Here is a 25,408-nt window from a genome sequence, read left to right on the forward strand (position 1 = left end):
CCGCGGCAGAAGAGGGCGCCTTCGACCTGAACCTCTTCCGGGACAAGGGGAACCACCGCCGGTGAATGCCGCGCAATACCTGATCGACACCAGCGCGCTCGCCCGCATGCTGCGCGGCGACGCCGAGCAGTACGGATGGGACCAGGCGGCAGCCGCCGGACTCATCGACCTCGTGACACCGCGCTGACCGAAGGCATCTCGGATTCCACAACTCATTCGCTGTGGCGGCCGCCACAAGGCCCTGGACCGACAGCCAGGCCCCAAGACGCGCGACAAACGGTGGCTACAGCCCGTCGAGTGGCCGATGCGACCGACGTCGCTCTGTCGGGCCGGTGACGAGCCGACGGCCGTTACAGTTGCCGTCGAAAGGCGGGGGCGGCTGTGGACTTCGGGGTATTGGGCCCGCTGACGGTGTGGCGGGCCGGCGGACCGCTGGAACTGGGCACGCCGAAAGGGCGGGTGCTCCTTGTGGTCCGGGATCCCGGCCAGTGCTGCGAACCTCGACACCGACACGTGATGTGTCGACCTACGTGGCCACCCAGGGCACATCAGGGCACATGCGTCTGGGAAACGGGAAGGCCGGCCTGCCTCTTCCAACCATCGGGTGGCGCACCCGGACGATAATGAAACCCCAGGTCAGCGGCCTGGGGTTTACTTGTGGACGGCGTCAATCCTCGGGCCGCGCCCAGTACGACACCTACATGGACATGTTCCCCGGTCGGGGCTCCAGGCCCCCGCCCGGTCACAGATGGATCCAGCGGCAGCCCCAGCGTTGCGTCAGTCGGTCGAGGCCGACGCGAAGGGGCCGTGCACCGAGTATGTTTCGCCGTCCGCCGTGGCGGTGGCCACATACGAGTCGCCGCCGGCGTCCCGGTTGCCGGTCTCGTGGTTGTACTGCCCCGCGAACATGTGCTCACCGGCCGGCACCGTCCGCCCGTCCTTGAGTGTCCAGCGGTAGACAAGGAAGCCGTCCGTCTCCTCCACGTTGAGGGTGAAGTCCTCCTCGGGCCGGGTCCGCCAGGAGCCGGTCGAGGAGACACCGCCGGTCTGTGCGACACGCAGCTCGACGGTGAGCGACGTCAGGGTCTCCGTCGTCCTGACGGTGATATCGCTCTGCGCCCAGTACTCATTGCTGCCCGGGTCGATAGATCCGTCCGACCACAGTGGCCCGTACCCGGTCTCGGCCGCCGGCGGCGGATGCGGGGTGCGCGCCGTGGGACGGGGCGTGGAGGAAGCTGCGGTCTCGGACGATGAAGGCGACGGGGAGGAGGCCCCCGGCATGATTTCCGCCCTTGCGTGATGGGTGGGCCGATCCGTCTCGCCGCCCATCCAGTCGACCATGATCACCGCGCATGCCACGATGGCGACGACGGCCGCTGCCGCGGCGAGCCACCGCGCTTTTCTGTTCCGGGGCCGGAGGCCCTTGGCGACTCCGGCCGATCTGTGCCGGCTCCCGGCGAGCGGCTTCCCGGCGGGCGGCACGGATGTCCCAGGTCCGGCCGCGCGCCGGGCCGGGACTGCCGCGCCTGCGGCTGCCGACCGCGGTGCCCGGAGCATCCGCTCCACATCCTCGACGGTCAGCCGCCCGTCGGGGTCCTTGACCAGCAGCCCTTCGATCAGCGGAGCCAAGGGCCCGGCGGCGGGCGCGGACGGCACCGGCGCCCACACGATGGCGTACGCCGTCTCGATCCCGGTCTCCCGGCGGAACGGTGGCGCGCCCTCCACCGCCTCGTAGAGCAGCACGCCGAGCGCCCACAGGTCGGACTCCGGGCCCGGCGTGTCGCCGTCGAGCCGTTCCGGCGAGCAGTAGTCGATGGAACCCATGAGCTGGCCGGCCACGGTGAGCGGTGAGGTATCGGGGGCCACGGCGATGCCGAAATCCGTCAGCACCACGCGGTCGTCACGGCCGAGCAGGACATTGCCGGGCTTGATGTCGCGGTGCACCACCCCGGCGTCATGAGCGGCGCGTAGCGCGGCGATCAACCCGCTTGCGATGCGGGCGGCCTCCTCCGGCGGGACCGGCCCGAGCTTCCTGATCACCTCGGCGAGGGTGACGGACGGCACGTATTCCATGACGATCGCGGGCGACCCCCCATCGTCCACGACGTCATGCACCACGACGACGTTGGGGTGGCCGAGCCGGGCGGCGATGCGCGCCTCGCGGCCTGTGCGCTCGAAGAGCCTGTCGACGTCGTCGTCCAGCGAGGAGTAGTGGAGCCTCTTCACCGCCACCTCGCGGTTGAGCAACTCGTCCCGGGCACGCCACACGGTACCCATGCCGCCCCGGCCGATGCGCTCCACCAGCCGGTACCTGCCGGCCACAAGCCGTCCTTGCTCAGACATGAACGCCACGCTTCCCACCGCCGTGAGGCTGACGGCGTCGCCCACGCAGTATCCGACCGGCGTGAGCCGAGTGGGCTCTTCGGCGAGCTCCGCGGGCGGGCAGCAGAGCGGGACCGGAGTCCGCCTGCCGGCAGGGCAACCGGACGCAGTCGTCGACAGGTGCGTGAGGCATGTTGGTTCCGTGGTTCGTGACCTACGGCGACGGGTGTCCATCGCACGTTGTACAGCCCCACCGCGACCAACTGGTCAATCCGGTCGCAGAGCCCGAGGTCGTGCAGTACCACCTCGGTGCCCACTCCGATCGAGTGAGCGGGTGTCCCCCATCGGTATCGGCGTTGCGGGCAATTACGCGATCGGACCGACGAACCGGCCGCTCGCCCTGAGCAACTCTACGCCGACGCTCAGGCCATGCCTGAGCCCTCAACGCCCTCCGGGCTTCTGGCGCGAAACGCAGGCCGACCTGATGCCGAGCGGAGTCGGGCTGGTGCTGCGCCCCGCCGACAGGGCTCGTTCCGGCTCAGTAATTCCCACACTTCGAATCAGAGTGATATGTCTCACGCCAGAATTCTGCCCAATAAGACGGATTGACCGATTACTTCCGGTAACAGCTGCACTCTTTTGAATCCGAATCGGACATTTTCTACGGCAGGTGGTAATTCAACCGATTCTCCAGATCAGTGAATTTGGCGCCCGCGGCTGCGGGAGCGCCTCTTCGGCCTGGTCACTGGTGTGTGCGGGTGCCGGAGATTGTGTGCCGACGGCTGGATCCGTACGTCCTCATGGCCCGGACGAACTCGTTGGCACCGTCCAGCAGCCGTACAGGTGTTCGTTGCCCGGTGCGCTCGCCGATCCCCATAATGACCGGGCTCGCCAACCCTGCGCTGCTTTGCTGCCCAATTGTCGGACCACTGAGGTAGGTCACGTATGAACAAGCATCGCCAGAAAAGGAAGCGCTGGAAGATATCCCGTACCGCAGTCATTGTGGTGGCTGTGGGCGCCGTGGGTATTCCTTCGGTCGTGCTGGCGAGCGGCAGCGGACTGGGAGGCTGGCGCCGTGTGGCGTTCTCCTGGTGGGGAGGGGGCACATCGGATCCGGTAGCCGACCCGACGCCCTCGCGGACGCCCGCCGCGGCCCCGAGCACCTCCGCCGCAGGCACCTCTGACACTGCAACTCCGTCCAGAACCCCGAGCACGTCTCCCTCGGCGTCCAGACGTCCGACCGCCACGCGTACCTTCAGCACGCCCGAGAGGTCTGCTTCGCCTTCGAGCACTCCGAAGGCCACGCGTTCCAGCAGTACTCCCAGCGCCTCCGCGAGCAGTGCGGATTCCGGTCCCACGGATCGTGTGCTGGTTCTGGTCAACGCCGAACGCGACAAGGCGGGTTGCGCGCCGCTGGTCGAGAACGCCAAGCTCACCAAGGCCGCTCAGGGCCACAGCCAGGACATGGCCGATCACAAGAACATGTCTCACACCGGTTCCGACGGTTCGTCCATGAGCGACCGGCTCGCCCGTGTCGGGTACAGCTTCAGGTCGGCGGGCGAGAACGTCGCCGCCGGATACGGCACTCCCGAAAGCGTCATGGCCGGCTGGATGTCCAGCTCCGGCCACAAGGCCAACATCCTCAACTGTGGCTTCAAGGAGCTCGGTGTGGGCCTGGCGCAGCCGGGCAACTACTGGACCCAGGACTTCGGGTCGTAGCCGGACAGCGCACTCTGCATGGGCCGACCTGTCCTTTGCCATCGGCGGACATGGTCGGCGGGACCCAGTTCGGTGAGGACGCGGTCGAGGGCGTTGGCGCCCTCGATCGGGGCGTGGTGTGCAGCACCGGACATGGCCTTCCGGCGACCACGACTGCGGCTGCGGCTGCGGCTGCGGTTCAACCATCGCTCCACGACTAAGGCCCAGGTCGGCGACCCGGGCCTTTTTGCTGTCCGCGGTGATCAGTTGTCGCGTGCCGGATGTGTGCCTGCTCCTCCGAGTCCGAGCTGCGCCCAGGTCAGCAGGGCCACCTCGATGTCCAGACGGTTCTCGGTGAGGGGGTGGCCGAGGATCTCCTCGGCCTTGCGTACGCGGTAGTGGACGGTGTTCTTGTGGACGTGCATGCGTGCGGCGGCGTCGGTGAAACTGCCCTGGGCGTCCAGGAACACCTGCACGGTCTCGCGCAGGCGGAGCGTGGCGTCGTCGTCGCGCGTGAGGCCGCCGAGGACGCGTCCCGCCCATGTTCTGACGTCGGCGAGGTGATCGACGAGGAGGCCGGCGAGCGCGACCTGGGAGTGGAGGACGAGCGCGCGGTGCGGGTCGGCCGCGGTGACGGCGACCGTGCGGGCGCGCTGCGCGTCCCGGAAGGTCTGTCGGAAGCCGTCGAGCCCGGGGGACGGGTCGTCGCCGACGGCGATCCGGAGTGCCGGGTGCTTGCCCAGTTCGTGTTCGAGCAGGGGGAGCCTGAGGGTCGGTTTGGCGGTGGATGAGATCCAGGCCCAGTGCGTTCGCTCGTCCGCCGAGATCGTCAGTGGAGCCTTGCCGGTGGCCGCGGACAACATGGCTGCGCCGGCGCGCAGTTGGGCCGCGTCCGGGTCGGGTGAACCGGGCTGCGTCCAGATGATCGCAGCGAGGTGCCAGCCTCGCAGGGACGTCGACAGCATCTTCTCGGCCGACGCGAGGTCGAGCCCCTCGGTGTCGAGTACGGCGCGGACCTGGGCGGCGCGGGCCGCGTCGGAACGGGCGTCCCACCGGCTGCGTTCGTCCTCGTAGATGGCGATGACGCCCTCGATCACCTGGTCGATGTACCGGTTCGTCAGGAGCGCGATCCGGCTTGTCGTGGCCAGGGCCTCTTCGGTGGCCAGGGCCTCTTCGGTGGGCGGGTCGAGACGGCCGAGGGTGGTCATGGCCCGCTGGACGAACATGTGCTCGCCGAGGCGGTAGGCGCGCAGCAGTGCCTCCAGGGAAAGGCCGTGCTGGGCGAAGCGGCGGGCGTACTGCGCGGCCGCCGGTGGGACGGTGATGTCGTCGAGGGAGATGTTCAGCGCCAGCATGTCGACGATCGCCGCCAGGTTCGACGCGGTGCTGGCGACCATCAGCCGTCGTACGGCGTCGTCGTGGCGGAACTCGGGGATGACGTCGACGAACATCGAGGTCATCTCGGCGGTGAGGTTCTCGAGATCGGCCTGGGTGCGCCTGGCGACGTCCCGCACGATCACGTCGACGTTGACATGGGCGGCGCTCATGGCCGGACCGTACCCGAGACGTCCGCCTCCCGCTTTGTGACGGCGGCACAAAAAGGTGGGTCCGGGCTGGGACGCGAGCCCATGGCCGGACGCGTATCCCCTGCCTACCTTTCAGTTATTGCGTTGGTCTATTACCTTCGTCATAGCGCGACTCAATGGTGAGGAAATCGTGCAGCACATCGCCGAATTGCCGGACGTCCGGGCCGGCCGGAATCCCACCGGACCCTGTATCGCGGATGATCGCGAGCAGCTTGACAATGACGCTTTTCTGAAACGGGTCCGGTCCGCGGCGAGTGTTCTCCGCACTCACGGAATCGGTATCGGCGATGTGATCGCGGTGGCTCTTCCGAACCGTCTGGAACTCGTCGTCATCATGTTCGCGGCATGGCGGCTGGGCGCCGCGGTCACGCCGGTGAATCCCGCGCTGACCGATGCCGAGGCCCGCCATCAGATCGAGGATTCCGGCGCCAAGGTGGTGATCACCGACGCCGGCGGCATGGGAACCCTGGAGGTGGCCGTGTTCGCCGGCGCCGCTGACCGGTCCCCGGACGCCGTCTCCCCCGCCTCCGACGCCCTCGCCCTGATCATCTACACGAGCGGGACCACCGGCCGCCCGAAGGGCGTCATGCTCGACCACGCCAACATCGCCGCGATGTGCCGGATGATCGTCGACGGCATCGGTCTGGACGAGACCGATCACAGCCTGCTGGTTCTGCCGTTGTTCCACGTCAACGGGATCGTGGTGAGCGTGCTGTCGCCCCTGCTGGCCGGTGGGCGGGCGACGATCGCGGGGCGCTTCCGGGCGTCGGCCTTCTTCGACTCGGTCGAGGCCGCGCGGCCGACGTACTTCTCGGCGGTACCGGCGATCTACGCCATGCTCGTCTCGTCGCCGGACGACGTACGCCCGGACACCTCGTCGCTGCGCCGGGCCATCTGCGGGGCCGCGCCTATGCCCGCCGAGCTGATCGCCCGGTTCGAGAACCGGTTCGGGGTGCCGGTCGTCGAGGGCTACGGGCTGTCCGAGGGCACCTGCGCGTCGACGCTGAACCCGCCCGCCGGGCCGCGCAAGCCGGGGACGGTCGGGCTCCCGCTGCCGGGGCAGACGGTCGCCGTGATGGACGCCGAGGGTCACCTCCTAGACGCCGGGTCGGTGGGCGAGGTGGTGGTCCGCGGCCCGAACGTCATGCGCGGCTATCTCGGGCTGCCGGACGAGACGGCCAGGACCGTCGTCGACGGCTGGCTGCACACCGGCGACGTCGGGCGCTTCGACGCGGACGGCCATCTCGTTCTGGTCGACCGGATCAAGGACATGATCATCCGAGGCGGGGAGAACATCTACCCCAAGGAGATCGAGAACGTCCTGCACACCCACCCGGCGGTGCTGGAAGCGGCGGTGGTCGGCGCGCCCGAACCGGTGCTCGGTGAGGTGCCGGTCGCGTACGTCACGCTGCTGCCGGGTGCCGCCGCCACGGCCGAGGAACTCGTCGAGCACTGCCGCGGCTCGCTGGCCCGCGTCAAGGTACCGGTGTCGGTCGTGGTCACCGAGTCGCTGCCGAAGAATCCGGTGGGGAAGATCGACAAACCCCGCCTGCGCTCGTTCACCGTGAGCCCGTAAAGCACAATCACCCCGCATAAACGCACCTCACACCTACATCACCACCCCGCATCACCCGGACATTTCCCTGCGCATTTCCGGTGTGGATCAGCACGCCCGAAAATCGGTACGAGAAAGGCGAGACCAATGGGGTTCAAAAAAGGCGACTTCCCGCCGGTCGATCCGGAAACATTCCTGGACAAGCCTCTTCAGGAACGCATGAAAACATTGGCCCTGCACTGGGTGGAGTACGGTTTCGGCTCGCCGAAAATGATTCCCACCACGTATGTGGTCAAGGTCCTCATCCTGTACGTCCTCGCCGGTACGGCCCTGGTGACCTGGACCTCGGACGCCGGACCGTTCTGGGACGTCGCCCACTGGTGGGACCAGCCGGACGTCTACCAGAAGCTCCTGCTCTGGACGGTCTTCCTGGAGGCGCTGGGCGTGGCCGGCTCCTGGGGCCCGATCGCGGGCAAGTTCAAGCCGATGACCGGCGGCATCCTGTTCTGGGCCCGGCCCGGCACCATCCGGCTGCGTCCCTGGAAGCGGGTGCCGTTCACCGACGGCGACCGCCGTACGGTGGCCGATGTCGTCCTCTACCTGGCCTTCCTGGCGTCCCTGCTGACAGCGGTCGCGGTGCCCACCGACGGACTGGTGCCCGCGGCCCTGCTGATCGCGCCGATCACGCTGTACGTCGCGTGCGGCCTGCGGGACAAGACGCTCTTCCTGGCCGCCCGGGGCGAGCAGTACCTGCCCGCGCTGGTGTTCTTCGCCGTCCTGCCCCTCACCGACATGATCGTCGCGGCGAAGCTGCTGATCTGCGTGGTGTGGATCGGCGCCGGGGTGTCGAAGTTCGGCCTTCACTTCACCAACGTGGTGTCGCCGATGGTCTCCAACAGCCCCTGTGTCCCGTCGAGGCGGATCAAGCGGCTCCACTACCGCGACTTCCCCCGTGACATCCGCCCGTCGAAGGCCGCGACCCTCATCGCGCACGTCGGTGGCACCACCGTCGAGATCATCACCCCGCTGGTGCTGCTCTTCTCCACGAACCACTGGCTGACCGTCGCCGCCGTGGCGTTGATGGTCGTCTTCCACCTCTTCATCGTCTCGACGTTCCCGCTGGCGGTGCCGCTGGAGTGGAACATCCTGTTCGCGTACCTGTCGGTCTTCCTGTTCCTCGGCTTCCCGGCCCAGGACGGCTACGGCGTCGGCGACATGTCCTCGCCGTGGCTGACCGCCGGGATCGCCGCCGCGCTTCTGGTCCTTCCCGTGCTGGGCAATCTGCGCCCGGACCTGGTGTCGTTCCTGCCCTCGATGCGCCAGTACGCGGGCAACTGGGCCTCCGCACTGTGGGTCTTCGCGCCGGACGCGGAGCAGAAGCTGAACTCGTTGCCGCACCGCCCGACCACCAACCAGGTCGACCAGCTCCAGGCGATGGGCTACCCGGCGGCGGTCGCCGAGATCACCATGCAGCAGACGATCGCCTGGCGGTCGATGCACAGCCAGGGCCGCGGCCTGTTCTCCGTCCTCATGAAGAACCTTCCCGACCTCGACCGACGGACCGTGCGCGAAGGCGAGTTCGCGTGCAACTCGCTGATCGGGTTCAACTTCGGCGACGGCCACCTGCACAACATCGACCTCGTCAACGCCGTGCAGTCCCGGGTCGGGTTCGCCCCGGGCGAGTGGATCGTCGTATGGGTGGAGTCGCAGGCCATTCACCGCAAGGTGCAGCACTACCAGGTGATCGACGCCGCGCTCGGGGTCATCGAGCGGGGTACGTGGAAGGTCGCCGACGCGGTCAAGGAGCAGCCGTGGCTGCCGAACGGCCCGATCCCGCTCGACGTGACCTGGACCCGCGAGCAGTCGTCGCCGGTGGTGGGGCAGCAGGGCACGGTGGAAAGCTTGACGACATGAGTACGGCAACCGTGGTCGGCGCCGGTCCCAACGGGCTGACCGCCGCCATCGCCCTGGCCCGGGAAGGCGTAGACGTCAGCGTCCTCGAGGCGGCCGACGAGATCGGGGGCGGCACCCGCTCCGGTGAGGCGATCCTTCCCGGGCTGCTGCACGACCACTGCTCGGCCGTCCACCCGATGACTGTCGGCTCACCGTTCCTGCGCGGGCTCGGCCTGGACCGCTACGGGCTGCGGTGGGCGCTGCCGGAGATCGACTGCGTACATCCACTGGACAGCGGCGCGGCAGGGGTGCTGCACCGCTCGGTCACCGAGACCGCGGCCGGTCTCGGCGGCGACGGCCGACGCTGGCGGTGGCTGTTCGAGGGCCCGTCGGCGGCGTACGACACCTTCGGCGCCGACATCCTCGGCCCGCTGCTCCGCGTCCCGCGGCACCCCGTCCGACTCGCCCGCTTCGGCGTCCCCGCGCTGGCCCCCGCGTCGCTGCTGGCGAAGGCGTTCGCGACCGAGGAGGCGCGGGCGCTGTGGGGCGGGGTGGCGGCACACGCCTTCCACCCCCTCAACCGGCCACTGAGCGCCGCCATCGGACTCGGCATCCTCACCGCGGGGCACCGCCACGGCTGGGCCGTGGCCGTCGGCGGATCACGCCGTATCACCGATGCCATGGCCGCGCTGCTGACCGACCTCGGCGGGAAGATCGAGACGGGCGTGCGGGTGCGGTCGGCCGCCGAACTGCCGCCCACGGACGTGACCCTCTGGGATGTGGCGCCCACCGCACTGGCCGACATCATGGGTGACCGGCTGCCGCCCCGGGTCGCCCGTGCCTACCGGCGGTTCCGGTACGGCCCGGGGGCGTTCAAGGTCGACTTCGCGGTCGAGGGCGGCGTGCCCTGGACCGCCGAAGCGGCGCGGCGGGCCGGCACGGTGCACGTCGGCGGAACGTACGCCGAGGTCGCGGCCACGGAGCGGGACATCCACGCCGGACGGATGCCCGAGCGGCCGTTCGTCCTGGTCGGCCAGCAGTATCTGGCCGATCCTTCGCGATCGGCCGGAGACGTGCACCCGGTGTGGACCTACGCCCACGTGCCGGCCGACTGGCCCGGCGACGCCACAGAAGCGATCACCGCCCAGATCGAACGGTTCGCCCCGGGATTCCGGGACCGGATCGTCGGCACCGCGGTGCGCACCACGCCCGGATTCGCCGCGTACAACCCGAACTACGTCGGCGGCAACATCATGACCGGCGCCACGGACATCCCCCAGCTGCTGTTCGGCCCGCGGCCCACCCCGCACCCGTACGACACGGGTCTGCCCGGCCACTACCTGTGCTCCGCGGCCACCCCGCCCGGCCCCGGCGCGCACGGAATGTGCGGAGCCCACGCCGCCGCACGAGCTCTGCGCCACCTCGAAGGGCAGACCCGGGACCCGTGACGCCGAGGCGGGGAGCGGCACCGGGGGTGAAGAAGCCGCAGCATGTACGCGTCTGCGGTACGGGACCTGACCGGCCCCCGGGAACCGGCGCCGTGGTCGTCGCCGACCGGGAAAGGCCGCGCCGGGCGCCTCCTACCAGGCCCTGTACCTGATCGGTACCGTCAAGGACGTCACCGGCGTCCTCCGCTCCACCGACCAGGGCGCCACCTGGCTCCGCGTCAACGACGACGCCCACCAGTGGGGCAGCATCAGCGGCACCGGCGTCGTCACCGGCGACCCCGACACCTACGGGCGCGTCTATGTCGGCACCAACGGACGCGGCCTCCAGTACGGCGACCCGTCCTGACCCCAACGCCCGACCGCCTGTGGCCCGCAGCGGACGCTGCGGGCCACAGGCGCTCGTTGCGTGAGGGGCGCGGCCCGGTTCGAGTACACCTTCCCGCGTGCTCGAAAAAACCGTCAGCCGATCCTGCGCGAAACCACCAGACCGCACGCGCCCGTCGTGCTCTCACAGGCGACGTTTCCCGCGGCCAGTACGGCGCGAGTGCCGGGAACTCCGTGCCCGCGGTTCCGGGCCCGTGCGGGGGCGTTCAGTGCCGGGCGTTCTTCGGCACGGTGATCTGCCGCTGCGCCCACTCCATCCGGGTGGTCGCCGAGTAGTTCACCGTCGTGCCCGCGTCCAGCCCCGCCTGCCGCGCGGTGGCCGACGGTTCGGCCAGGACGACGAGCTCGGCGAGCAGAGCGCCGGTGGACGGGTCCACGACCAGCCGCTCCTCCACAGTCCCCAGCGGGGTCTCCGGGTTGTCGGGAAGCGTGATGCCGATGCCCTCGCGGCCCAGCGGGTCGGTGACGGAGCCCTGGACGCGGATGCCCGGCAGGTCCGCGAGCAGGCGGTACGCGGCGGCCCGGGTGCCTGGCTTCACCGGCATGGTGATGACGTCGGCCGCCTGGCGCAGCATCCAGGTCGTACGGTCGCCGCTGTTCTCGCCGCCGCCGTCCCGTTCGTACAGCCGCTCGAACTGTCGGCGCAACCGTGTGCTGTCGGTGGGCAGTTGCCGAAGAGCCTGGTAGGAGACGTTGTCCGGGCCGAGGGCGTAGATCTTGTTGTCGTGGTCGGTGCGCATGACCATGGGCCGCCTGGTTCCGATCGTGAGCCCGACCCTCATCCCACCGTCGGCCCCTGCCGGGCTCTCCACTTGCCGCGGTGAACCGGCGTCCCGCCAGCGCTCCTCGTCCGCCGCCGTGCGTGGCTCGGTCACGGCGTCCAGGCCGGTGACCATCAGGCTCCGGGTTCCCGGGCGCACCCCCACCGACCACTCCTGCGTCTCGCTGCTGCGCACGGTGAAGCGCCGTCCCGGCTCACCGACGACGTCCACGTTCTCCGCCCGCGTGGTCACCTGCCAGTACGTTCCCTCGGCAGTCGAAGCCTCCGCCGCCTTCGCCGCGCCGAGCAGTTCCATCCGGCCGTCCAGCCCCGTCGCGGTGGCCGACGGCGGGCGGGTGCCCGGCTGCGCGCCCGTGGTTCCGCTCGGGTCCTGCTGGACGAGGGTGCCCACCACGATCGCGGACACCGCGACGGTCGCGACGGCCCCGAGCGGCAGGAACCGGGGACGCAGCCATGCCAGGGGGCCTCCGGTGGGCCCCTCCTGTGTGGCGGCCGTGATCCGGGCCAGGTCCTCGCGCTGCCGACGGGAGCCCGCCAACAGGGACGGGTCCAGCTCGGCGGGCCGGGCGTCCGCGAGCACCTTCATGACGTCTCGCCGCCGCGCGGACCCTTCGTACGTCTTCCTCATGCGATTGCTCCTTCACGGTCGGTGCGGCCGTCAGTGCGGCGCACTGCCGGTGCGGGGGGTACGGACACGGCCTCCACGGCACGTTCCAGCCGACGACGGGCCCGGTGCAGCCGGACGGTCAGGGTCGCGGTGGTGCAGCCCAGGACGCGTGCGGCCTGCTTGGGGCTCAACCCGTGCCAGGCGATCAGAGTCAGCAGTTCCCGGTCGGCGCCGGACAGGCTCGCCAGGGCCTGGAGCGCCGCTTCTCGATCGGTCACGCGTGTGGCCACGTCCTGCGCCTCGGTCCCGGCGCCGGTACTGATGCGCTGTGCTTCCTGTGCGGCGAGGGCGTACTGGTGGCTGTCCCGGCGACGCAGCTCCCGCACCAGGTTGCGGGCCACGCCCAGGAGCCAGGGCAGCGCGGGTTGCGGAACGTCCCGCATCCGCCGCCACGCGACCGTGAAGGTCTCGCTGGTGATGTCCTCCCCGACCTGCCGTCCCACCTGGCTCGTGGCATAGGCGAGTACACGCGGATAGCACTCTTCGTAGACGTCCCGGAAGCGTTGGACTTGAGTCACGCGCCGTCTCCTCGTATCGGGCTCTGTCACTGAGGAATGCGCGTGACAGCCGGGTTATTACAGGCCGAGCGGAATCCGCACGGCCGAGACGACATAGCGCCGCCCTCGGTTGCGTCGTCACGGAGGTAAGACGTCCCTTGCGACGCCGAGCTCACCACACAGCAGGCAGCGGACACGGAGCCGCACGCCTGGCGGCCGGTGAACGGCTTCCGCGTGTCGAGGAAGGCGAGCGCCCCCGGGTAGCGGAGGGCGAGGCCCGGGGCCTTCGTCGAGCGGGGCCTCGATGTCGTCGTGCAGGGCGGCGAGCTCGCTCACCGTCTGGTTCCTGGCGCACGGCCGAGCATGTGACGGGGATCACGGAAGGGGGAAAACCTGCCGTCCCGGCCGGGCGTCTAGTGGGTGTGAGAGCAGTCAGGAAGGCACCGGGCGAGCTGGACGAGGAGCGTCTCGTTCAGCTGGTGGCCAGGGGTGACCGCGCGGCGTTCGAGGAGCTGTACCGGCGCACCGCGCCGTGGATGGCGGTGCGGCTGCGGCGTCGGTGTGCCGACGAGCAGATCGTCGCCGAGGTCATGCAGGAGACGTATCTGGCGGTGTGGCGCGCGGCGGGCGCGTTCGCGGGGGCCTCGGTGGGCGGGACCGCTGCGGGATGGCTGTGGACGATCGCGGCGCGCCGCCTCGTCGACGCCTTCCGGCGCAGGGCCCACCATGCCGAGCCGCCGCCGGCCGCCGCTCTCCCCGACGCGGCGCCCGCCGCAGAGGAGGAGGCACTCGCGGCGACCGTCGACGGGGACGTCGGTGACGCGCTGCGGCGCCTTGCACCGGAACTCAGGCAGGTACTGCAGGCCATGGTGCTCGACGGGTTGTCCGTCCGGGAGACCGCGGTCCTGCTCGGGCTGCCCGAGGGCACGGTCAAGACACGTGCCCGCCGGGCTCGGATCGCGATGCGGAGGGCGCTGGCATGAGTGTTGAACACGCCTCGATGCGAGTCATCGAGGGTTACGCGCGCGGCGGCACGGACCTCGCCACCGACGAGGTGTGGGCCGTGGAGGCCCATCTGGAGACGTGCCGGGTGTGCCGTGACCGGCTGTCCGCCGCTGTCGCTGCCGCGGTGCCCGCCGTGGCGTCGCTGGTCGACACCGTGTGGTCCGGCCTCGAACCCCAGCTGGCGGTCACCGCCACGATGCCGCGCGGACGGCGCTGGTCGGCGCGGCTGTCGAGGTGGATGACGCCCACGATGGTGCCGTGGCTGGCCATGGTCGTAGGCGTGACGCTGCTGGCGCTGCTGCTCGACCTGGCCGGCACCGGTACCGGCGAGGTGTCGCTGGTGCTGCTGTTCGCGCCGGTCCTGCCCGTGCTCGGCGTCGCGGCGTCGTGGTCGCGTGGTCTGGACCCGGCGTATGAGTTGACGGCCTCGGTGCCCCGGTCCGGGCTCTATCTGGTGCTGCGGCGGACGGCGTCCGTGCTCGGCGTGGTAGTCCCCGCGCTGCTGGTCGGTGGATGGGTGACGGGGGTGATGGTGGCCCAGTGGCTGCTGCCCTGTCTGGCCTTCACCGCGACGACCCTGGCGCTCGGCGGTGTCGTCGGTGTGACCCGCGCCGCCGTCGTGCTGGCCGCCGTGTGGGCTGCCGTGGTCGTGGCGCCGACTCTGGCCACCAGCCGTACGACCTTCGCCCTGCAGACGGGCGGTCTGCCCGTGTGGGGGCTGATCCTCGCGCTCGGCATCGGTGTCGTGATCGCCCGCAGGGGCGCGTACTCCGTGCTGGGAGCCCATCGATGACCATCCGAAAGGAACAGCACATGACGTCCGCCATGAGCGCGGCCGACATCGCACCGACGGCCTACGCCTGGGAGATCCAGGCCACCGGGCTGAGGGTCAGGGTCGGCAGGAAACGGATGGCCGTCGACGGCCTTGACCTGTCGCTGGGCACCGGCGTACACGGCCTCCTCGGCCCCAACGGGGCGGGCAAGACCACCCTCATCCGGACGCTGGCCACCGTACTGCGCCCCACCGAGGGCTCCCTGGAGCTGCTCGGCGAGTCCGCGGGCGGCATGGGCGAGCACCGTGCGCTGCGCCGCCGGATCGGCTACCTCCCGCAGGAGTTCGGCTACTACAAGCGCTTCACGGTGCGCGAGTTCGTCGAGTACATGGCGTGGCTGAAGGAGGTGCCGAAGGCGGAGATCCCCGCGGCGGTGCAGCGCGCCGTGGAGCGGGTGGGTCTGGCGGACCGCGCCGACGAGAAGATGAAGGCCCTGTCGGGCGGCATGGTGCGCAGGGTCGGTATCGCCCAGGCCATCGTCAACGACCCGACGATCCTGCTGCTGGACGAGCCGACGGTCGGCCTGGACCCGGCACAGCGGCTGCGCTTCCGCGAGCTGCTGCAGGAACTGGGCACGGACACCTGTGTGCTCGTCTCGACCCATCTGGTGGAGGACGTCGCCGCCGCCTGCACCGACGTGGTGCTCTTCGCCGAGGGCCGGCTGGTCTTCCAGGGCCCTCCGGACGAGCTGGCCTCGGTGGGCGGCCCGGAGCACGAGGGAGACAGCCCGCTGGAGCGCGGCTACTCGGCGCTGCTGCTCAACCCCAAGCAAGAAAGGGGCACTTGGTGAACGTCAGTGTCCTGCGTACCGAGCTGAAGCGCTCCGTCGCCCCGTGGGCCGGCGCCGTGGTCCTGACGACGGCGCTGGCGTTCCTGTACCTGCTGAACTCCGAGTGGTGGAGGGGCACCACGGCGTGGACGGCCCAGTGGACGTCCATGGCCCTGTGGACCCGCTCCCTGCTGTTCTACCTGTGGCCACTCGCCGTGGGGCTCGGGGCGCTGCAGGGCCTGCGCGACCACCGCTCGAAGATGTCCGAGCTGCTGACCAGCACGCCGCGGCCCGCCTGGCACCGGGCGGCAGCGGTGGCGGGCACGACGGCGATCACCCTGGCCTCGGCCTTTGCGCTGCTCGTCCTCGTGGGCGGGGTCCAGGTGCTCGCCAACACCGACTACACGCACCTCGGGTGGCTGCCGATCTCGCTGGTGGGGGCACTTTTCCTCGTCGCCGGAGCCGTGCTGGGTATGGGGGCCGGACGGGCCGTGCCGTCAGCGCTCACCCCACCCACGCTCGCCATGAGCGCCTTCGTGTTCACGGCCCTCATGCACATGTCGTTGGGCCGGACGGAGACGACCACGTCGGCGGGGGTCACGAACACGGAGCCGAACCGGGTCTCCCTGCTGTCACCGGCGGTGCAGGAGGTGCGCGACGTGCTCGTCACGCTCTCCGCCCCCGTGCACGTCGGTCAGACGATCTGGCTGCTCGGCCTGGCCGCGACCGGCTTCGCGCTGCTGGTCGCCGCGACCCCGCGCACCCGGCTGATCGCCCTGACGCCCGTCCTGGCGGGCGCGGCTCTCGCCCTGCTCGTCCTCCCCTCCGACCCGCGCCGGATGTACGTCCTCGACGAGGCCGCCGCGGAGCTGGTGTGCGACGGCCCGGTATGCGTGTCCAAGACGCACCGGGCGCGGCTCGCCGACCTGGCGGGTCCAGGCAAGGAGGCGCTGCGACTGCTGCACGGCGCCCTGGGCGGCCAGGCGCCGGTCTCGATCCGGGAGAACACCGCCGTACTGCCGCACGGCGCCACGCCGCAGTGGTCCCGCAAGGCCGTACTCGTCGACTTCGACGACGACCTCATCACCGCCGCGAAGGGCAAGGAGCTGACCTGGGCCCTGATCGCCAAAGGCATGGTGCCAGGGTGCACCCCCGTCGGCTGGACCGGCTCGGGAGACGGCGTCGCTCAGACCGTCGCGGTGGGCTGGGTCCTCGGGGACCTGAGGTCGCTGCCCGGCACAGAGTCAGTGAGCTGGGGCCGCGAGGTCGACGACGAGGCCCGCCCGATATGGAAGGAACTCAAGGCTCTGCCGCGTGCCGAACAGCGCTCACGGATCAACGCGATGCGCGCCGCCGCGCTCTCCTGCAAGGGCGACGTGTACGACGCGCTGAAAGGCGGTGCGTCCCGGTGAGATGGCTGACGCTGTACGCGCGCTCGCGGCAAGTACCCGCCTCGCTCGTCGCGGTGGTAGTCAGTGCGGTGGCGGTGGGGGCACTCACCCAGGACGGCAGCGGAGGGCCTGGTGATCCGCGGGTGCCTGCGCTCGTCCTCGCCGCGGGGGCGATGGCAGCCTCGATCGGGCTCAGCGGGCAGGACCTCGCGCTGGACCGGACGGCCGCGATCCGCTGGGTGCCCCGCAGAGCGGCGCACGTGCTGCTCGCCGGCGCGGTCGTCGGCGCGGTGCTGCTGGCGGTGCAGACGATGGGCGAGGACATGGCCACCACCGCGTTCGTCGCCCGCAACAGCGCGGGCCTGATGGGACTGGTTGCCCTCGGCGCGGCGCTCTCGGGCGGCCAGTACGCATGGACGCTGCCGTTCGCCTGGCTCTCGTTCTCGTTCTTCGCCCCGCCCCCGACGAGTGCACCGATGCAGGTGGCGACCTGGATGCTGCTGCCACCCGGCACGGCAACGGGCACCTGGACGGCCCTGGTCCTCACGATTGCCGGCGCCGCGGCCTACGCCGTCGCGGGACCGAGACGGTAACCGGACCCGGCCACCGGATCGGGACACGGCCGTGATCGTGCGCGGATCCGCCCTCCGTGCCCCAACCGCACACCTCAAGAAGGCCGTCGCCGCGATGCGCGAGGCGCACCTCGCCACCGCGCCGGACACCCGGCACCGCTGCCACAACCCCAACTACTTCGTCGCGGCCCGCCTGGTCGAGGTGGTCAGCGGACAGCCCTTCGCCGACTACCTGTCAGCCCAGCTCTTCAAGCCGCTGCGCATGACGCACACCGCGTCCGTCAACACGACCACAGAGATGCCCGACCAGGCCCGCGGCTATCAGGCCCTCCGCCCCGCTTGACGCCGGATCCCCATCACGACGCATATGCCGACGGAGGTCGCGCGGGCTCTGTGTTCACTAGACCTTGTCGTCGACCTTGAAGTTGTAATTGACCTGGTTGCCATTGACCGCGGTGGCAGTGACGGTGACTCGTCACCAGCAGTGAGCGGCACGGGCACGCGTCGCGCCCCGGGCCCTTGTCACCGGCCGACAGTTCCGTGGGAGTCCGTCTCGCCTGCGATCACGCCCCTCGTCCAACCCGCTCCACAGGCACGGATCGACCGGCGACTCGATCCGGATATGGAAGAGATTTTCCGTTGACGGGTGTGCTACGCGCCCGACATGCCGGTGCAACACCCGGGCCGTTAGCTGCCGCATCAACCGTCCGGCACGACGCCGGTAGGGGATGGGGCACAGCAAGAAGGAGCAGGACATGACGGCCACGGACAGCGCGGACGCGGACAGAACCGCCACCCCGCCCGGGTACTCCCCCCGTCTCTACAACGCGGACCTCGCCCCCGCCACCGAGCGCAAGTGGGGCGCCTTCAGCATCTTCAACGTCTGGACCTCGGACGTGCACAGTCTGTACGGCTACTTCCTGGCCGCCAGCCTGTTCCTCGTTGCGGGCAACACCTTCAAGTTCCTCATCGGCATCGGTGTGGGCTCGCTGATCATCTACTGGCTGATGACTCTCATCGGCAAGGCGGGCGTCAGGACCGGTGTCCCCTACCCGGTCCTCGCCCGTGCCTCGTTCGGCGCCTTCGGCGCCAACGTCCCGGCTCTCGTACGGGCCGTGGTCGCCACCTTCTGGTACGGCGCCCAGACGAGCGCCGCCGCCGGCGCCGTCGTCGCCTTCCTCGTCCGCTACGACGGCCCCAAGGACCTGCACGAGACCACTCGGCTCTTCGACCACAGCGGCCTCGAAGTGCTGTGCTACCTCGGCGTCTGGGCCGCCCAACTGCTCATCATCAGCAAGGGGATGGAAACGGTCCGCCGTTTCCAGGACTTCGCCGGACCGGCGGTCTGGCTGATGATGCTGATCCTGGCGATCGCGCTGTCCGTGGAGGCCGGGGCACTGTCCTTCTCCGTCGACATGCCGAGCGGCGACCTGGCCACACTCGCCAAGAGCGCCACCGGACTCGACGTCGGCCCCGGCTCACTCGCCGCGATCGCCGCGATCGCCGCCACCTGGGTCACCTACTTCGCGGCCCTGTTCCTCAACTTCGGCGACTTCGCACGCTTCACCCCTGATGAGAAGGCCCTCAAGAAGGGCAACATCTGGGGCCTCCCCGTCAACCTGATCCTCTTCTCCCTCGTCGCGGCGACCACCACGGCCGCCGCAAGCAAGGTGTACGGGGAGGTCATCCTCGAACCGGCCGAGATCTCCGCCAAGTTCGACAGCGCGTTCCTCGTCCTGCTCGCCGCCCTGACCTTCGCCGTGGCGACCCTGGGCATCAACGTCGTCGCCAACTTCGTCAGCCCCGCCTTCGACTTCGCCAACGTGGCCCCGAAGTACGTGACCTTCCGGCGGGGCGGCCTCATCGCCGCCGTCATCGCGCTGATGCTCTACCCGCTTCACCCCTGGGACAACGCTCCCAGCTTCGTCAACGCCATCGGCTCGACGATGGGCCCTCTCTTCGGCGTGATCATCGTCGACTACTACCTCATCAGGAAGGCACAGCTGAACGTGCCCGCGCTGTACCAGGAGCACGGGGAGTTCCGCTTCCAGGGCGGCTGGAACATCCGGGCGTTCGCGGCCGCCGCGGTGGGCTCCGTCTTCTCCAGCATCCTTCCCGTCTACGGACCTTCCGGATACGGGACGAATCTGGGTCCGTACTCCTGGTTCATCGGCGTCGCCGTGGCCGGGGTGCTCTACTTCGCTTTGAGCGGGGGCAGGAGCCCGCTCCCCGCCAGGACGGCGGCAACGGAAGTGCCAGAGGCGACAGAAGCATAGGAACCTGGTTCTTCCAACAACCGATCAGGGCGCCTGACCCGGGCTGATGCCTGCCAGGCGCCCTGTTCGTCGCGCGGCGGACGGTCGAGGAACCGGGGCATCAGTCCCCCCGAACCAGGAAAGGCGACCGGCATCCATGTGCAGTCGCGACGGCTTCCCTCAGTCGACTGGGATTCAGACACCGGCCCGGTCCAGCGCGCTCTGCAAGGACTGTTCGTAGCCCGCGCTGGTGTACGTGGCGCCGGACACCGTGTCGATGTCCGCGCTCTGCGCCTCCAGCGTCTCCTGATTGAGCTTGGGGACGGCTGTGGAGGAGATCTCCTTGCTCCGCGGCGTCTCGTCGGGAGAACGGACGGCGGTCGCCCCGGTGATCCTGCTGCCGGTGAGGGTGATCCGTACCTGGACCGGACCGTACTTCGTCTGGGCCGTGGTCCCGGTGACAGTACGGGTGGTGGGCGCGGCCGAGGTGGTCTTCGGGGCGGAGGGGGCGCTGCTGGTCTTCGCGGGGGCGGACGACGCCGGGTCCGGCGGTGCCGCGCTCCTGGAGGAAGGGGACGGAGTACGCCCCTTCTCGGACGTCTTCGGCGGTGAGGGCGACGCGGACGGGGACTGCGAGGACACCGACGAGGAAGGGAACGCGGTGACGTCCGCCGTGAGCGCGGGCGTGGGGGCGTCGGCGTTCCCCAGCGCCGGGTCCGTGGTCGGTTTCAGCGCCAGCAGCAGCACTATGCCGGAGACGGTGCCGACGGTGGCCAGCAGCACACGGCGGAACGGGTGCTTCTTCCTCATGGGAGTCCCAGCGCATCCGGCGTGCGAAGTGTCACGGTCCAAGGGCAGCGCGGTGAAGTGAGACGCGGGGAAGGCGAAGAAGCTCTTCACCGAGCTGAGGAACGACCGGCCGGTGAGCATCGAGGAGAAGGGCTGACCGGCCGGTCGGAGACCGTCCCGCGTGCTTCACCCCGACGCTGGACAGGCGTGGCTCCTCAGGCCAGTTGATGCGCAGAGGCTTCCACCGGAGGGCGGCGCGCCACGGCTGCCGAGCCGTGTGCCTCAGGCCGGCAGCCACTTCACCACCGCGTCTCCGCACTCGGCCGTCTGCGTGTAGAACTCCGTCAGGTCCCGGTGCGCCGCCGCGAAAAAGTCCCGTGTGTCGGGCTCCGCCGTCACGCCGCCGTAGCGCGGGAGCAGTTCGTCGCGGGCGAAACCCCACAGCGCGTCGAAGTCCGCCATCGTCAGGAACCCGGCCACACGGCGCGCCCGGCCCGCCGTCAGCAGCAGGAACGGCGGCTTGTCGGAGTCGGGGTGGAACACCGGCCGGCCGCCGAGCACCACCTGGGCCTGGGGCCAATCCCCCGCGCGATGCGCAGGATCGGCTGCGTAGAGCAGCTCCTGATCCAGATAACGCTTGTCCATCACCTCCTCGCGACGTCGGTCGACGCGGCGCCGGACGGTATCCCAGTCGTCCCCGAACAGTCGTTCCAGCCAGGTCACGCTGTTGCGCAGTGCCGCGGGCGGCACAGCTCGCAGATGGAAGTAGGTGCTCATCACAGAAGGAGCGCACAGGGGCTCCGGAGCGTCACTCCGGCCCGGCGGACGCCCGTAACCGGGTGACGGATCGGCTGCCGGCCTCGCTTCTCCATATGTGACGACCAAGCAGGAATCGAGAGCCCATGCCGCGGCCAAGCCAGTGCGGTGGGCGGCGGACACGGTTGCGACGATCCGGGAGGGGGCGCGGTTGCGCCTCGACTACTCGGCGACGAGCCTCTGGCGCGTCGACCGGATGATCGACGAGCTGCGGCGGGAGGCAACGCCCTACGCCGCGGTGGAGAGCGTGCTGCGCGGCTTCGGGGCCTACGCGGGGGAGGTGATCATCCGCCAGGCGGGCGGCGAGTGGTGGGAGGCGGACGGCGACCACTGCATCCGCACCGGTGACGGACGACTGTGGAACCCCATCGACGAGGCCGTCCGCTGCTTCGCCGGGCACGGCTCGCTGCGGCTGCTGTGCCGCGACGCGACGACCGGCGCACTCGAAGCCCTCGATCGGCGGCCCCGGTGAGGTCCGTGATCCGCGCCTGACCGCCCGCTGTTCGGTCCGACGAATGTGGGGCGGCCGGGCCTCCGTGCAGTGGGCGGAGGCCCGGCCGCCCCCTTCCCTCTCCGTGCCGCTCCCCCGGGGGGAGCCTGGGGCAGCACGGACAGGGTTTCGGGGAGTGGTCTGCGTCGTCGACGTCCGGTCGGGCGGCCGCCGTCGGCCTGTCCGGCGCGGACTCGGCACTCACACAGCGCACGGTCGGCGCGAAACGTCACCCGGACAGAACGGTGCCGGTCGCGCACCGGTGTTCGACCGCCGGACCCGCCGATGTTGACGAAGCGTCACGCCGTCGGGCTCCCGACGTACGCGTCGGCTCAACGCCCGTATGCGGCCGGTCTGTTGGAGTGGTCGATGGTCTCGTGCCTTCGCCGGCTGTGCGACAGCGGCCCCGGAGACGACGTGAAGGGCGCTCGATGCGTTGTGACACTTCTGTGTGCACGCACGCTTGTCACCATGGGGCCGTCGAAGCGCACGGGGCGCTTCGGACGGCACGGACTCGCAATGACCCCGGTGCGAACGAGGACGGTCTTGGGCCAGGAACGGCAACCCCGCTACGCACAGGCCCACGACGGGGAATTGGGCACGGCCGTCGCGCGGGCACAGGACGGGGACGAAGCCGCGTTCGCGGTCGCCTACCGGATCGTGCAGCCGGCCCTGCTCGGCTATCTGCGCGGATTCGTCGGTGAAGACGCGGAGGACGTGGCGTCCGACGCCTGGCTGGAGATCGCCCGTGACCTCGGACGGTTCAAGGGAGACGGGGCAGGTTTCCGCGGCTGGACGGCGACCATCGCCCGACACCGGGCACTGGACCATCTGCGCCGTCAGCGCGTGCGGCCCCGTCCGGGGTCGATCGAACAGGACGTACTGGACCTGCCGGGCCCGCGCAGCACCCATGAAGAGGCCCTGGAGTCCCTCTCCACCGAGCGGGCCCTGGAACTGGTCCGCGGGCTGCCGCAGGACCAGGCCGAGGCCGTTCTCCTGCGCGTTGTCGTCGGCCTGGACGGCCCGGCCGCCGCGCGTGTCCTCGGCAAGCGCCCCGGCGCGGTGCGCACCGCCACGTACCGGGGCCTGAAACGCCTCGCCCACCAGTTGGGTGTCGGGAGGGAGACGGGAAAGGGTGTGACGGATGAAGCTTCCCGGACGCTGGGGGAGTCGACATGAGTCACGACGGCGTCAGTGAACGGGCAGACAGGCATCAGGACCCGACACGCCGGATGCGTCCAACAGGACGGGCGAGAACGGAAACGGACATGGGTGATCGGCTGAGCGGCGACGGAGTAACGGGCCGTCGACGTGTGCACCCCGGCGACGCCGTTCCCGGCTCGTGGGACCTGCGTGACGACGCCGCGCTGCAGACGGTGCTCGCCGCCGCCGTGCTCACAAGCGATCTCGACCCCGAAGCGGAGCAGCGGGCCGTGGCCGCCTTCCGGGCCGCCCGCGGCGCGGGGGCGCACCGAGCGCGTACCCGGCGCAGGGACGACTGGCGGCTGCCCGCGGACCGACGTGCCGGGCGCCGTGTGAAGACGACGTTCGCCGCTGTGTTCACCAGCCTCGCCCTGGGCGGTGTCGCCGTCGCGGCCATCGGTTCTGCCGGCTCGTCCGCGGACGGTACCGGCCAGAAGACCCCGAGCCCCTCGGTGGTCGCCCCGGCCCGGCCGGGCGGTGAGACCTCGCCGGCATCCTCCGGCGGCCCCGGAACGAGCGACGGCCCGTCCTCCGCCCAGGACATCGAGGCCCACTGCCGCGCCTACGAACAGGTCAAGGACCGCGGCAAGACGCTCGACGCGACGGCATGGCAGCGGCTCGTCGCGGCGGCAGGCGGCGAAAGCAAGGTCGCCGCGTACTGCGCCGAGCAGCTGGCGCGGGCGACAGCCACGCCGAGCAGGTCCGTCGACAGGGGCAAATCCAGCGCGGGTGCCGCAGACGCCGGCACGGGAACGGCGGGGAAGACCGGCACGTCCGGCAACGGCAATCCCGGCAACGATCCCGGCAGCGCCGACGACGCGGCCGGCAACGGCCGGGCAAGCGGCGGGAACCACGGGTAACCTCTGCGCCCGCCGGCCGCGCCGCTCGACGTTCGCGTACGTGGAGAGTGCGGCCTCCCGCAGGACGGACGGCATCACTCGCGCACAGCGAGGCACCCCGATCCGAGGCTCGCACCTCACGTGAGCCAGTAGCCGTAGGCATGCCCCTGTGACGTTTGCGGCGCCTCTTTCGATGTGTAAGTGGTGGGGAAAACAAGTGCTCTTGGTGTCAGTGTTGCGAAAAGAGGCTGGTGAGGCGACGGATATGTGATGATCTTTCACCAAATGTGGCAGAAGTGAAGAATTCTTGCGCAAGGAACGCGCGAGGGACTGCACGCAGGCAGCGTGCGAACTTGGAGGTTTCGAGTGCGACCGTTCACCCTCAACTACGCCTTCCCCAGGCCGCTTGCGACCGTGGTGACGCCATACCGCTTCGACGAGTCGCTTCAACTGAACGTGCTTCCCGACGGCCGCCCGGCCGTCACCGACCCGGACCTCCTTCTGGCGGCCGGTACGACGACGTCCACCGCCGGTTCCCAGACCCACTTCGACGACTGACGATCCGTAACCGAATGACCGTACTGATCCTCACGTCCGAGGAGGACGTCACCGCCGACATGGTGGTGGCCAAGCTGCACGAGGCGGGGGTTCCCGTGATGCGGCTGGACCCTGCCGATCTGCCGGGCAAGGCCGTGTTGTCCGCGCATTACGCCCATGGCGACTTCGAGGGTCACCTGTCGGTGAACGGACATGTGCTCACCATGGGAGGCCTGCGGTCCGTATGGGTGCGCAGGCCCGGCGAACCGGCCGCGCACGCGGCACAACCCTCGGCGTGGTTGACCGCCGAGACCCGCCAGGCGCTGTTCGGCATGCTCTACTCCGTCCCTACCCGATGGATGAACCATCCGCGCAACGCCGACCAAGCCCGCCTCAAGCCATGGCAGTTGAGGGCCGCTCATCTCAGCGGCTTCGCCGTACCACCGACCGTCATCACCACCTCCCCACGCCTGGCACAGCAGTTCGCCGAGGAGCACCGGGACGTGGTGGTGAAGTCCGCCTCGGGGCCGCCGCCCGGTGACCCCACGCTGGCCCTGCCCACCACCCTGATCGGACCCGACTCGGACTTCTCCGGCGTCGCGGCCGGTCCCGCGCTGCTGCAGCGGTACATATCCAAACGTGCCGACATTCGTCTGACCTGTGTCAGCACCCGGCTGTTCGCCGCGCGGAAGACGGCCGAGCCGGACCAGGTCGACGGGCGCTACGGCGACACCGAGCACACCTGGGAGGCGGTTTCGGTGCCCGAACGCGTCGGCAAGTCGGTGCGCGAGTACGTCGCCATGGCTGGACTGGCTTACGCCGCCTTCGACTTCGCTGAAGATGAGGAGGGTTTCTGGTGGTTCCTCGAGTGCAACCAGAGCGGCCAGTTCGGCTTCGTCGAACTGGAGACCGGGCAGCCGATCTCGGAGGCGGTCGCTCTGTGGCTGGCACAGCGCAAGGCGGGTCGCCGCGTTCACCCGAGCCACCACTGGTGAGACAGCCACCCGGCAAGCGGCGATCCGATGCTGAAGGCCCCGTCGGAGCGGGGCCTTCGCGCTGCGCGGTCAGGCGCGGCGAC

General features: G+C 70.1%; 24 protein-coding genes and 2 pseudogenes. 18 read left to right on the forward strand and 8 right to left on the reverse strand.

The genetic code is table 11. The features are described 5' to 3' along the window. Nucleotides 1-61 precede the first annotated feature (61 nt). Nucleotides 62-166 (forward strand): annotated as a pseudogene (locus ABD357_RS13605) (PIN domain nuclease); the annotation flags it as partial. Between the two features lie 611 nt (nt 167-777). Here the strand turns inward: ABD357_RS13605 and ABD357_RS13610 are convergent. Next, complete coding sequence (locus ABD357_RS13610) at nt 778-2,343, reverse strand: serine/threonine-protein kinase (RefSeq protein WP_344390082.1); 1,566 nt, start codon at nt 2,341-2,343, stop codon at nt 778-780. Between the two features lie 1,344 nt (nt 2,344-3,687). On the opposite strand from ABD357_RS13610, the gene ABD357_RS13615 reads away from it, so the two are divergent. Then, complete coding sequence (locus ABD357_RS13615) at nt 3,688-4,041, forward strand: CAP domain-containing protein (RefSeq protein ID WP_344390083.1); 354 nt, start codon at nt 3,688-3,690, stop codon at nt 4,039-4,041. On the opposite strand, the gene ABD357_RS13620 is transcribed toward ABD357_RS13615, so the two are convergent. From ABD357_RS13620 to ABD357_RS13630, 3 genes are all read right to left on the reverse strand, one after another. Further along, complete coding sequence (locus ABD357_RS13620) at nt 4,014-4,175, reverse strand: hypothetical protein (protein ID WP_344390084.1); 162 nt, start codon at nt 4,173-4,175, stop codon at nt 4,014-4,016. The two genes, ABD357_RS13615 and ABD357_RS13620, sit on opposite strands and share 28 nt — an antisense overlap. Before the next feature lie 108 nt (nt 4,176-4,283). Continuing rightward, on the reverse strand, nt 4,284-5,567 hold the full coding sequence (locus ABD357_RS13625) for an RsbRD N-terminal domain-containing protein (protein ID WP_344390086.1): 1,284 nt from the start codon (nt 5,565-5,567) through the stop codon (nt 4,284-4,286). Between the two features lie 115 nt (nt 5,568-5,682). Continuing rightward, on the reverse strand, nt 5,683-5,877 hold the full coding sequence (locus ABD357_RS13630) for a hypothetical protein (RefSeq protein ID WP_344390271.1): 195 nt from the start codon (nt 5,875-5,877) through the stop codon (nt 5,683-5,685). Between ABD357_RS13630 and ABD357_RS13635 the strand changes: the two genes are divergently transcribed. The 4 genes and pseudogenes from ABD357_RS13635 to ABD357_RS13650 form a co-directional block, all read left to right on the forward strand. Beyond that, a complete protein-coding gene (locus tag ABD357_RS13635; RefSeq protein WP_344390254.1) occupies nt 5,797-7,182 on the forward strand; it encodes a class I adenylate-forming enzyme family protein in 1,386 nt (461 codons plus the stop codon). The genes ABD357_RS13630 and ABD357_RS13635 overlap by 81 nt on opposite strands. A gap of 126 nt (nt 7,183-7,308) precedes the next feature. Continuing rightward, complete coding sequence (locus ABD357_RS13640; RefSeq protein ID WP_344390087.1) at nt 7,309-9,075, forward strand: DUF3556 domain-containing protein; 1,767 nt, start codon at nt 7,309-7,311, stop codon at nt 9,073-9,075. Further along, nucleotides 9,072-10,502 carry a phytoene desaturase family protein gene (locus ABD357_RS13645; RefSeq protein ID WP_344390088.1) on the forward strand — a complete coding sequence of 477 codons (1,431 nt, stop codon included), beginning with the start codon at nt 9,072-9,074 and terminating at the stop codon, nt 10,500-10,502. The genes ABD357_RS13640 and ABD357_RS13645 overlap by 4 nt, the downstream gene beginning before the upstream one ends. A 109-nt stretch (nt 10,503-10,611) precedes the next feature. Next, nucleotides 10,612-10,848: pseudogene (locus tag ABD357_RS13650) on the forward strand (hypothetical protein); the annotation flags it as partial. A gap of 244 nt (nt 10,849-11,092) precedes the next feature. Here the strand turns inward: ABD357_RS13650 and ABD357_RS13655 are convergent. Both ABD357_RS13655 and ABD357_RS13660 read right to left on the reverse strand, forming a co-directional pair. Next, nucleotides 11,093-12,295, reverse strand: coding sequence for a CU044_5270 family protein (locus ABD357_RS13655; protein WP_344390089.1), 1,203 nt, complete (start codon nt 12,293-12,295; stop codon nt 11,093-11,095). Further along, nucleotides 12,292-12,852: an RNA polymerase sigma factor gene (locus tag ABD357_RS13660; RefSeq protein ID WP_344390090.1), complete on the reverse strand. Its 561-nt coding sequence runs from the start codon at nt 12,850-12,852 to the stop codon at nt 12,292-12,294. The genes ABD357_RS13655 and ABD357_RS13660 overlap by 4 nt, the downstream gene beginning before the upstream one ends. Before the next feature lie 401 nt (nt 12,853-13,253). On the opposite strand from ABD357_RS13660, the gene ABD357_RS13665 reads away from it, so the two are divergent. The 7 genes from ABD357_RS13665 (at nt 13,254) to ABD357_RS13695 (ending at nt 19,677) form a co-directional block, all read left to right on the forward strand. Further along, nucleotides 13,254-13,814, forward strand: coding sequence for an RNA polymerase sigma factor (locus ABD357_RS13665; RefSeq protein ID WP_344390091.1), 561 nt, complete (start codon nt 13,254-13,256; stop codon nt 13,812-13,814). After that, a complete protein-coding gene (locus ABD357_RS13670; RefSeq protein WP_344390093.1) occupies nt 13,811-14,629 on the forward strand; it encodes a zf-HC2 domain-containing protein in 819 nt (272 codons plus the stop codon). The genes ABD357_RS13665 and ABD357_RS13670 overlap by 4 nt, the downstream gene beginning before the upstream one ends. Next, nucleotides 14,626-15,459 (forward strand): ABC transporter ATP-binding protein, encoded by an 834-nt coding sequence (locus tag ABD357_RS13675; RefSeq protein ID WP_344390094.1) that lies wholly within the window; start codon nt 14,626-14,628, stop codon nt 15,457-15,459. Before ABD357_RS13670 ends, ABD357_RS13675 begins: the two co-directional genes overlap by 4 nt. Next, entirely contained in the window at nt 15,456-16,850 is a 1,395-nt protein-coding gene (locus ABD357_RS13680) for a hypothetical protein (RefSeq protein ID WP_344390095.1), read from the forward strand. Before ABD357_RS13675 ends, ABD357_RS13680 begins: the two co-directional genes overlap by 4 nt. Continuing rightward, nucleotides 16,847-17,422 carry a hypothetical protein gene (locus ABD357_RS13685; RefSeq protein WP_344390097.1) on the forward strand — a complete coding sequence of 192 codons (576 nt, stop codon included), beginning with the start codon at nt 16,847-16,849 and terminating at the stop codon, nt 17,420-17,422. The genes ABD357_RS13680 and ABD357_RS13685 overlap by 4 nt, the downstream gene beginning before the upstream one ends. A 37-nt stretch (nt 17,423-17,459) precedes the next feature. Next, a complete protein-coding gene (locus ABD357_RS13690) occupies nt 17,460-17,744 on the forward strand; it encodes a serine hydrolase (RefSeq protein ID WP_344390099.1) in 285 nt (94 codons plus the stop codon). A 412-nt stretch (nt 17,745-18,156) separates the two neighbouring features. Beyond that, on the forward strand, nt 18,157-19,677 hold the full coding sequence (locus tag ABD357_RS13695) for an NCS1 family nucleobase:cation symporter-1 (protein WP_344390101.1): 1,521 nt from the start codon (nt 18,157-18,159) through the stop codon (nt 19,675-19,677). 174 nt (nt 19,678-19,851) lie between these two features. Here the strand turns inward: ABD357_RS13695 and ABD357_RS13700 are convergent, their stop codons facing one another. Both ABD357_RS13700 and ABD357_RS13705 read right to left on the reverse strand, forming a co-directional pair. Continuing rightward, on the reverse strand, nt 19,852-20,466 hold the full coding sequence (locus ABD357_RS13700) for an FMN-binding protein (protein WP_344390103.1): 615 nt from the start codon (nt 20,464-20,466) through the stop codon (nt 19,852-19,854). 261 nt (nt 20,467-20,727) lie between these two features. Then, entirely contained in the window at nt 20,728-21,222 is a 495-nt protein-coding gene (locus tag ABD357_RS13705; RefSeq protein ID WP_344390104.1) for a DUF1877 family protein, read from the reverse strand. 97 nt (nt 21,223-21,319) lie between these two features. Between ABD357_RS13705 and ABD357_RS13710 the strand changes: the two genes are divergently transcribed. The 5 genes from ABD357_RS13710 to tgmB all read left to right on the forward strand — a co-directional run bounded on the left by ABD357_RS13710 (nt 21,320) and on the right by tgmB (nt 25,325). Then, nucleotides 21,320-21,733 carry a hypothetical protein gene (locus tag ABD357_RS13710; protein ID WP_344390105.1) on the forward strand — a complete coding sequence of 138 codons (414 nt, stop codon included), beginning with the start codon at nt 21,320-21,322 and terminating at the stop codon, nt 21,731-21,733. Between the two features lie 564 nt (nt 21,734-22,297). Further along, nucleotides 22,298-22,930, forward strand: coding sequence for an RNA polymerase sigma factor (locus ABD357_RS13715; RefSeq protein WP_344390106.1), 633 nt, complete (start codon nt 22,298-22,300; stop codon nt 22,928-22,930). A gap of 89 nt (nt 22,931-23,019) precedes the next feature. Next, nucleotides 23,020-23,814, forward strand: a complete 795-nt coding sequence (locus ABD357_RS13720; RefSeq protein WP_344390107.1) for a hypothetical protein — start codon at nt 23,020-23,022, stop codon at nt 23,812-23,814. Nucleotides 23,815-24,159: 345 nt separating this feature from the next. After that, entirely contained in the window at nt 24,160-24,351 is a 192-nt protein-coding gene (gene tgmA, locus ABD357_RS13725) for a putative ATP-grasp-modified RiPP (RefSeq protein ID WP_033328160.1), read from the forward strand. Nucleotides 24,352-24,365: 14 nt separating this feature from the next. Next, a complete protein-coding gene (gene tgmB, locus ABD357_RS13730; protein ID WP_344390108.1) occupies nt 24,366-25,325 on the forward strand; it encodes an ATP-grasp ribosomal peptide maturase in 960 nt (319 codons plus the stop codon). Nucleotides 25,326-25,408 lie beyond the last annotated feature (83 nt).

It is taken from the genome of Streptomyces vastus, from assembly GCF_039532825.1.
GTDB classification, from domain to species: Bacteria; Actinomycetota; Actinomycetes; order Streptomycetales; family Streptomycetaceae; genus Streptomyces; species Streptomyces vastus.

Bases quoted from the DNA above. Each gene is read 5' to 3' on its own strand.
- ABD357_RS13670 (WP_344390093.1), top strand. From the start codon at position 13,811: ATGAGTGTTGAACACGCCTCGATGCGAGTCATCGAGGGTTACGCGCGC.
- ABD357_RS13645 (WP_344390088.1), top strand. From the start codon at position 9,072: ATGAGTACGGCAACCGTGGTCGGCGCCGGTCCCAACGGGCTGACCGCC.
- ABD357_RS13675 (WP_344390094.1), top strand. From the start codon at position 14,626: ATGACCATCCGAAAGGAACAGCACATGACGTCCGCCATGAGCGCGGCC.
- ABD357_RS13700 (WP_344390103.1), bottom strand. From the start codon at position 20,466: ATGAGGAAGAAGCACCCGTTCCGCCGTGTGCTGCTGGCCACCGTCGGC.
- ABD357_RS13720 (WP_344390107.1), top strand. From the start codon at position 23,020: ATGGGTGATCGGCTGAGCGGCGACGGAGTAACGGGCCGTCGACGTGTG.
- tgmB (WP_344390108.1), top strand. From the start codon at position 24,366: ATGACCGTACTGATCCTCACGTCCGAGGAGGACGTCACCGCCGACATG.
- ABD357_RS13655 (WP_344390089.1), bottom strand. From the start codon at position 12,295: ATGAGGAAGACGTACGAAGGGTCCGCGCGGCGGCGAGACGTCATGAAG.
- ABD357_RS13640 (WP_344390087.1), top strand. From the start codon at position 7,309: ATGGGGTTCAAAAAAGGCGACTTCCCGCCGGTCGATCCGGAAACATTC.
- ABD357_RS13620 (WP_344390084.1), bottom strand. From the start codon at position 4,175: ATGTCCGGTGCTGCACACCACGCCCCGATCGAGGGCGCCAACGCCCTC.
- ABD357_RS13625 (WP_344390086.1), bottom strand. From the start codon at position 5,567: ATGAGCGCCGCCCATGTCAACGTCGACGTGATCGTGCGGGACGTCGCC.
- ABD357_RS13695 (WP_344390101.1), top strand. From the start codon at position 18,157: ATGACGGCCACGGACAGCGCGGACGCGGACAGAACCGCCACCCCGCCC.
- ABD357_RS13610 (WP_344390082.1), bottom strand. From the start codon at position 2,343: ATGTCTGAGCAAGGACGGCTTGTGGCCGGCAGGTACCGGCTGGTGGAG.
- ABD357_RS13705 (WP_344390104.1), bottom strand. From the start codon at position 21,222: ATGAGCACCTACTTCCATCTGCGAGCTGTGCCGCCCGCGGCACTGCGC.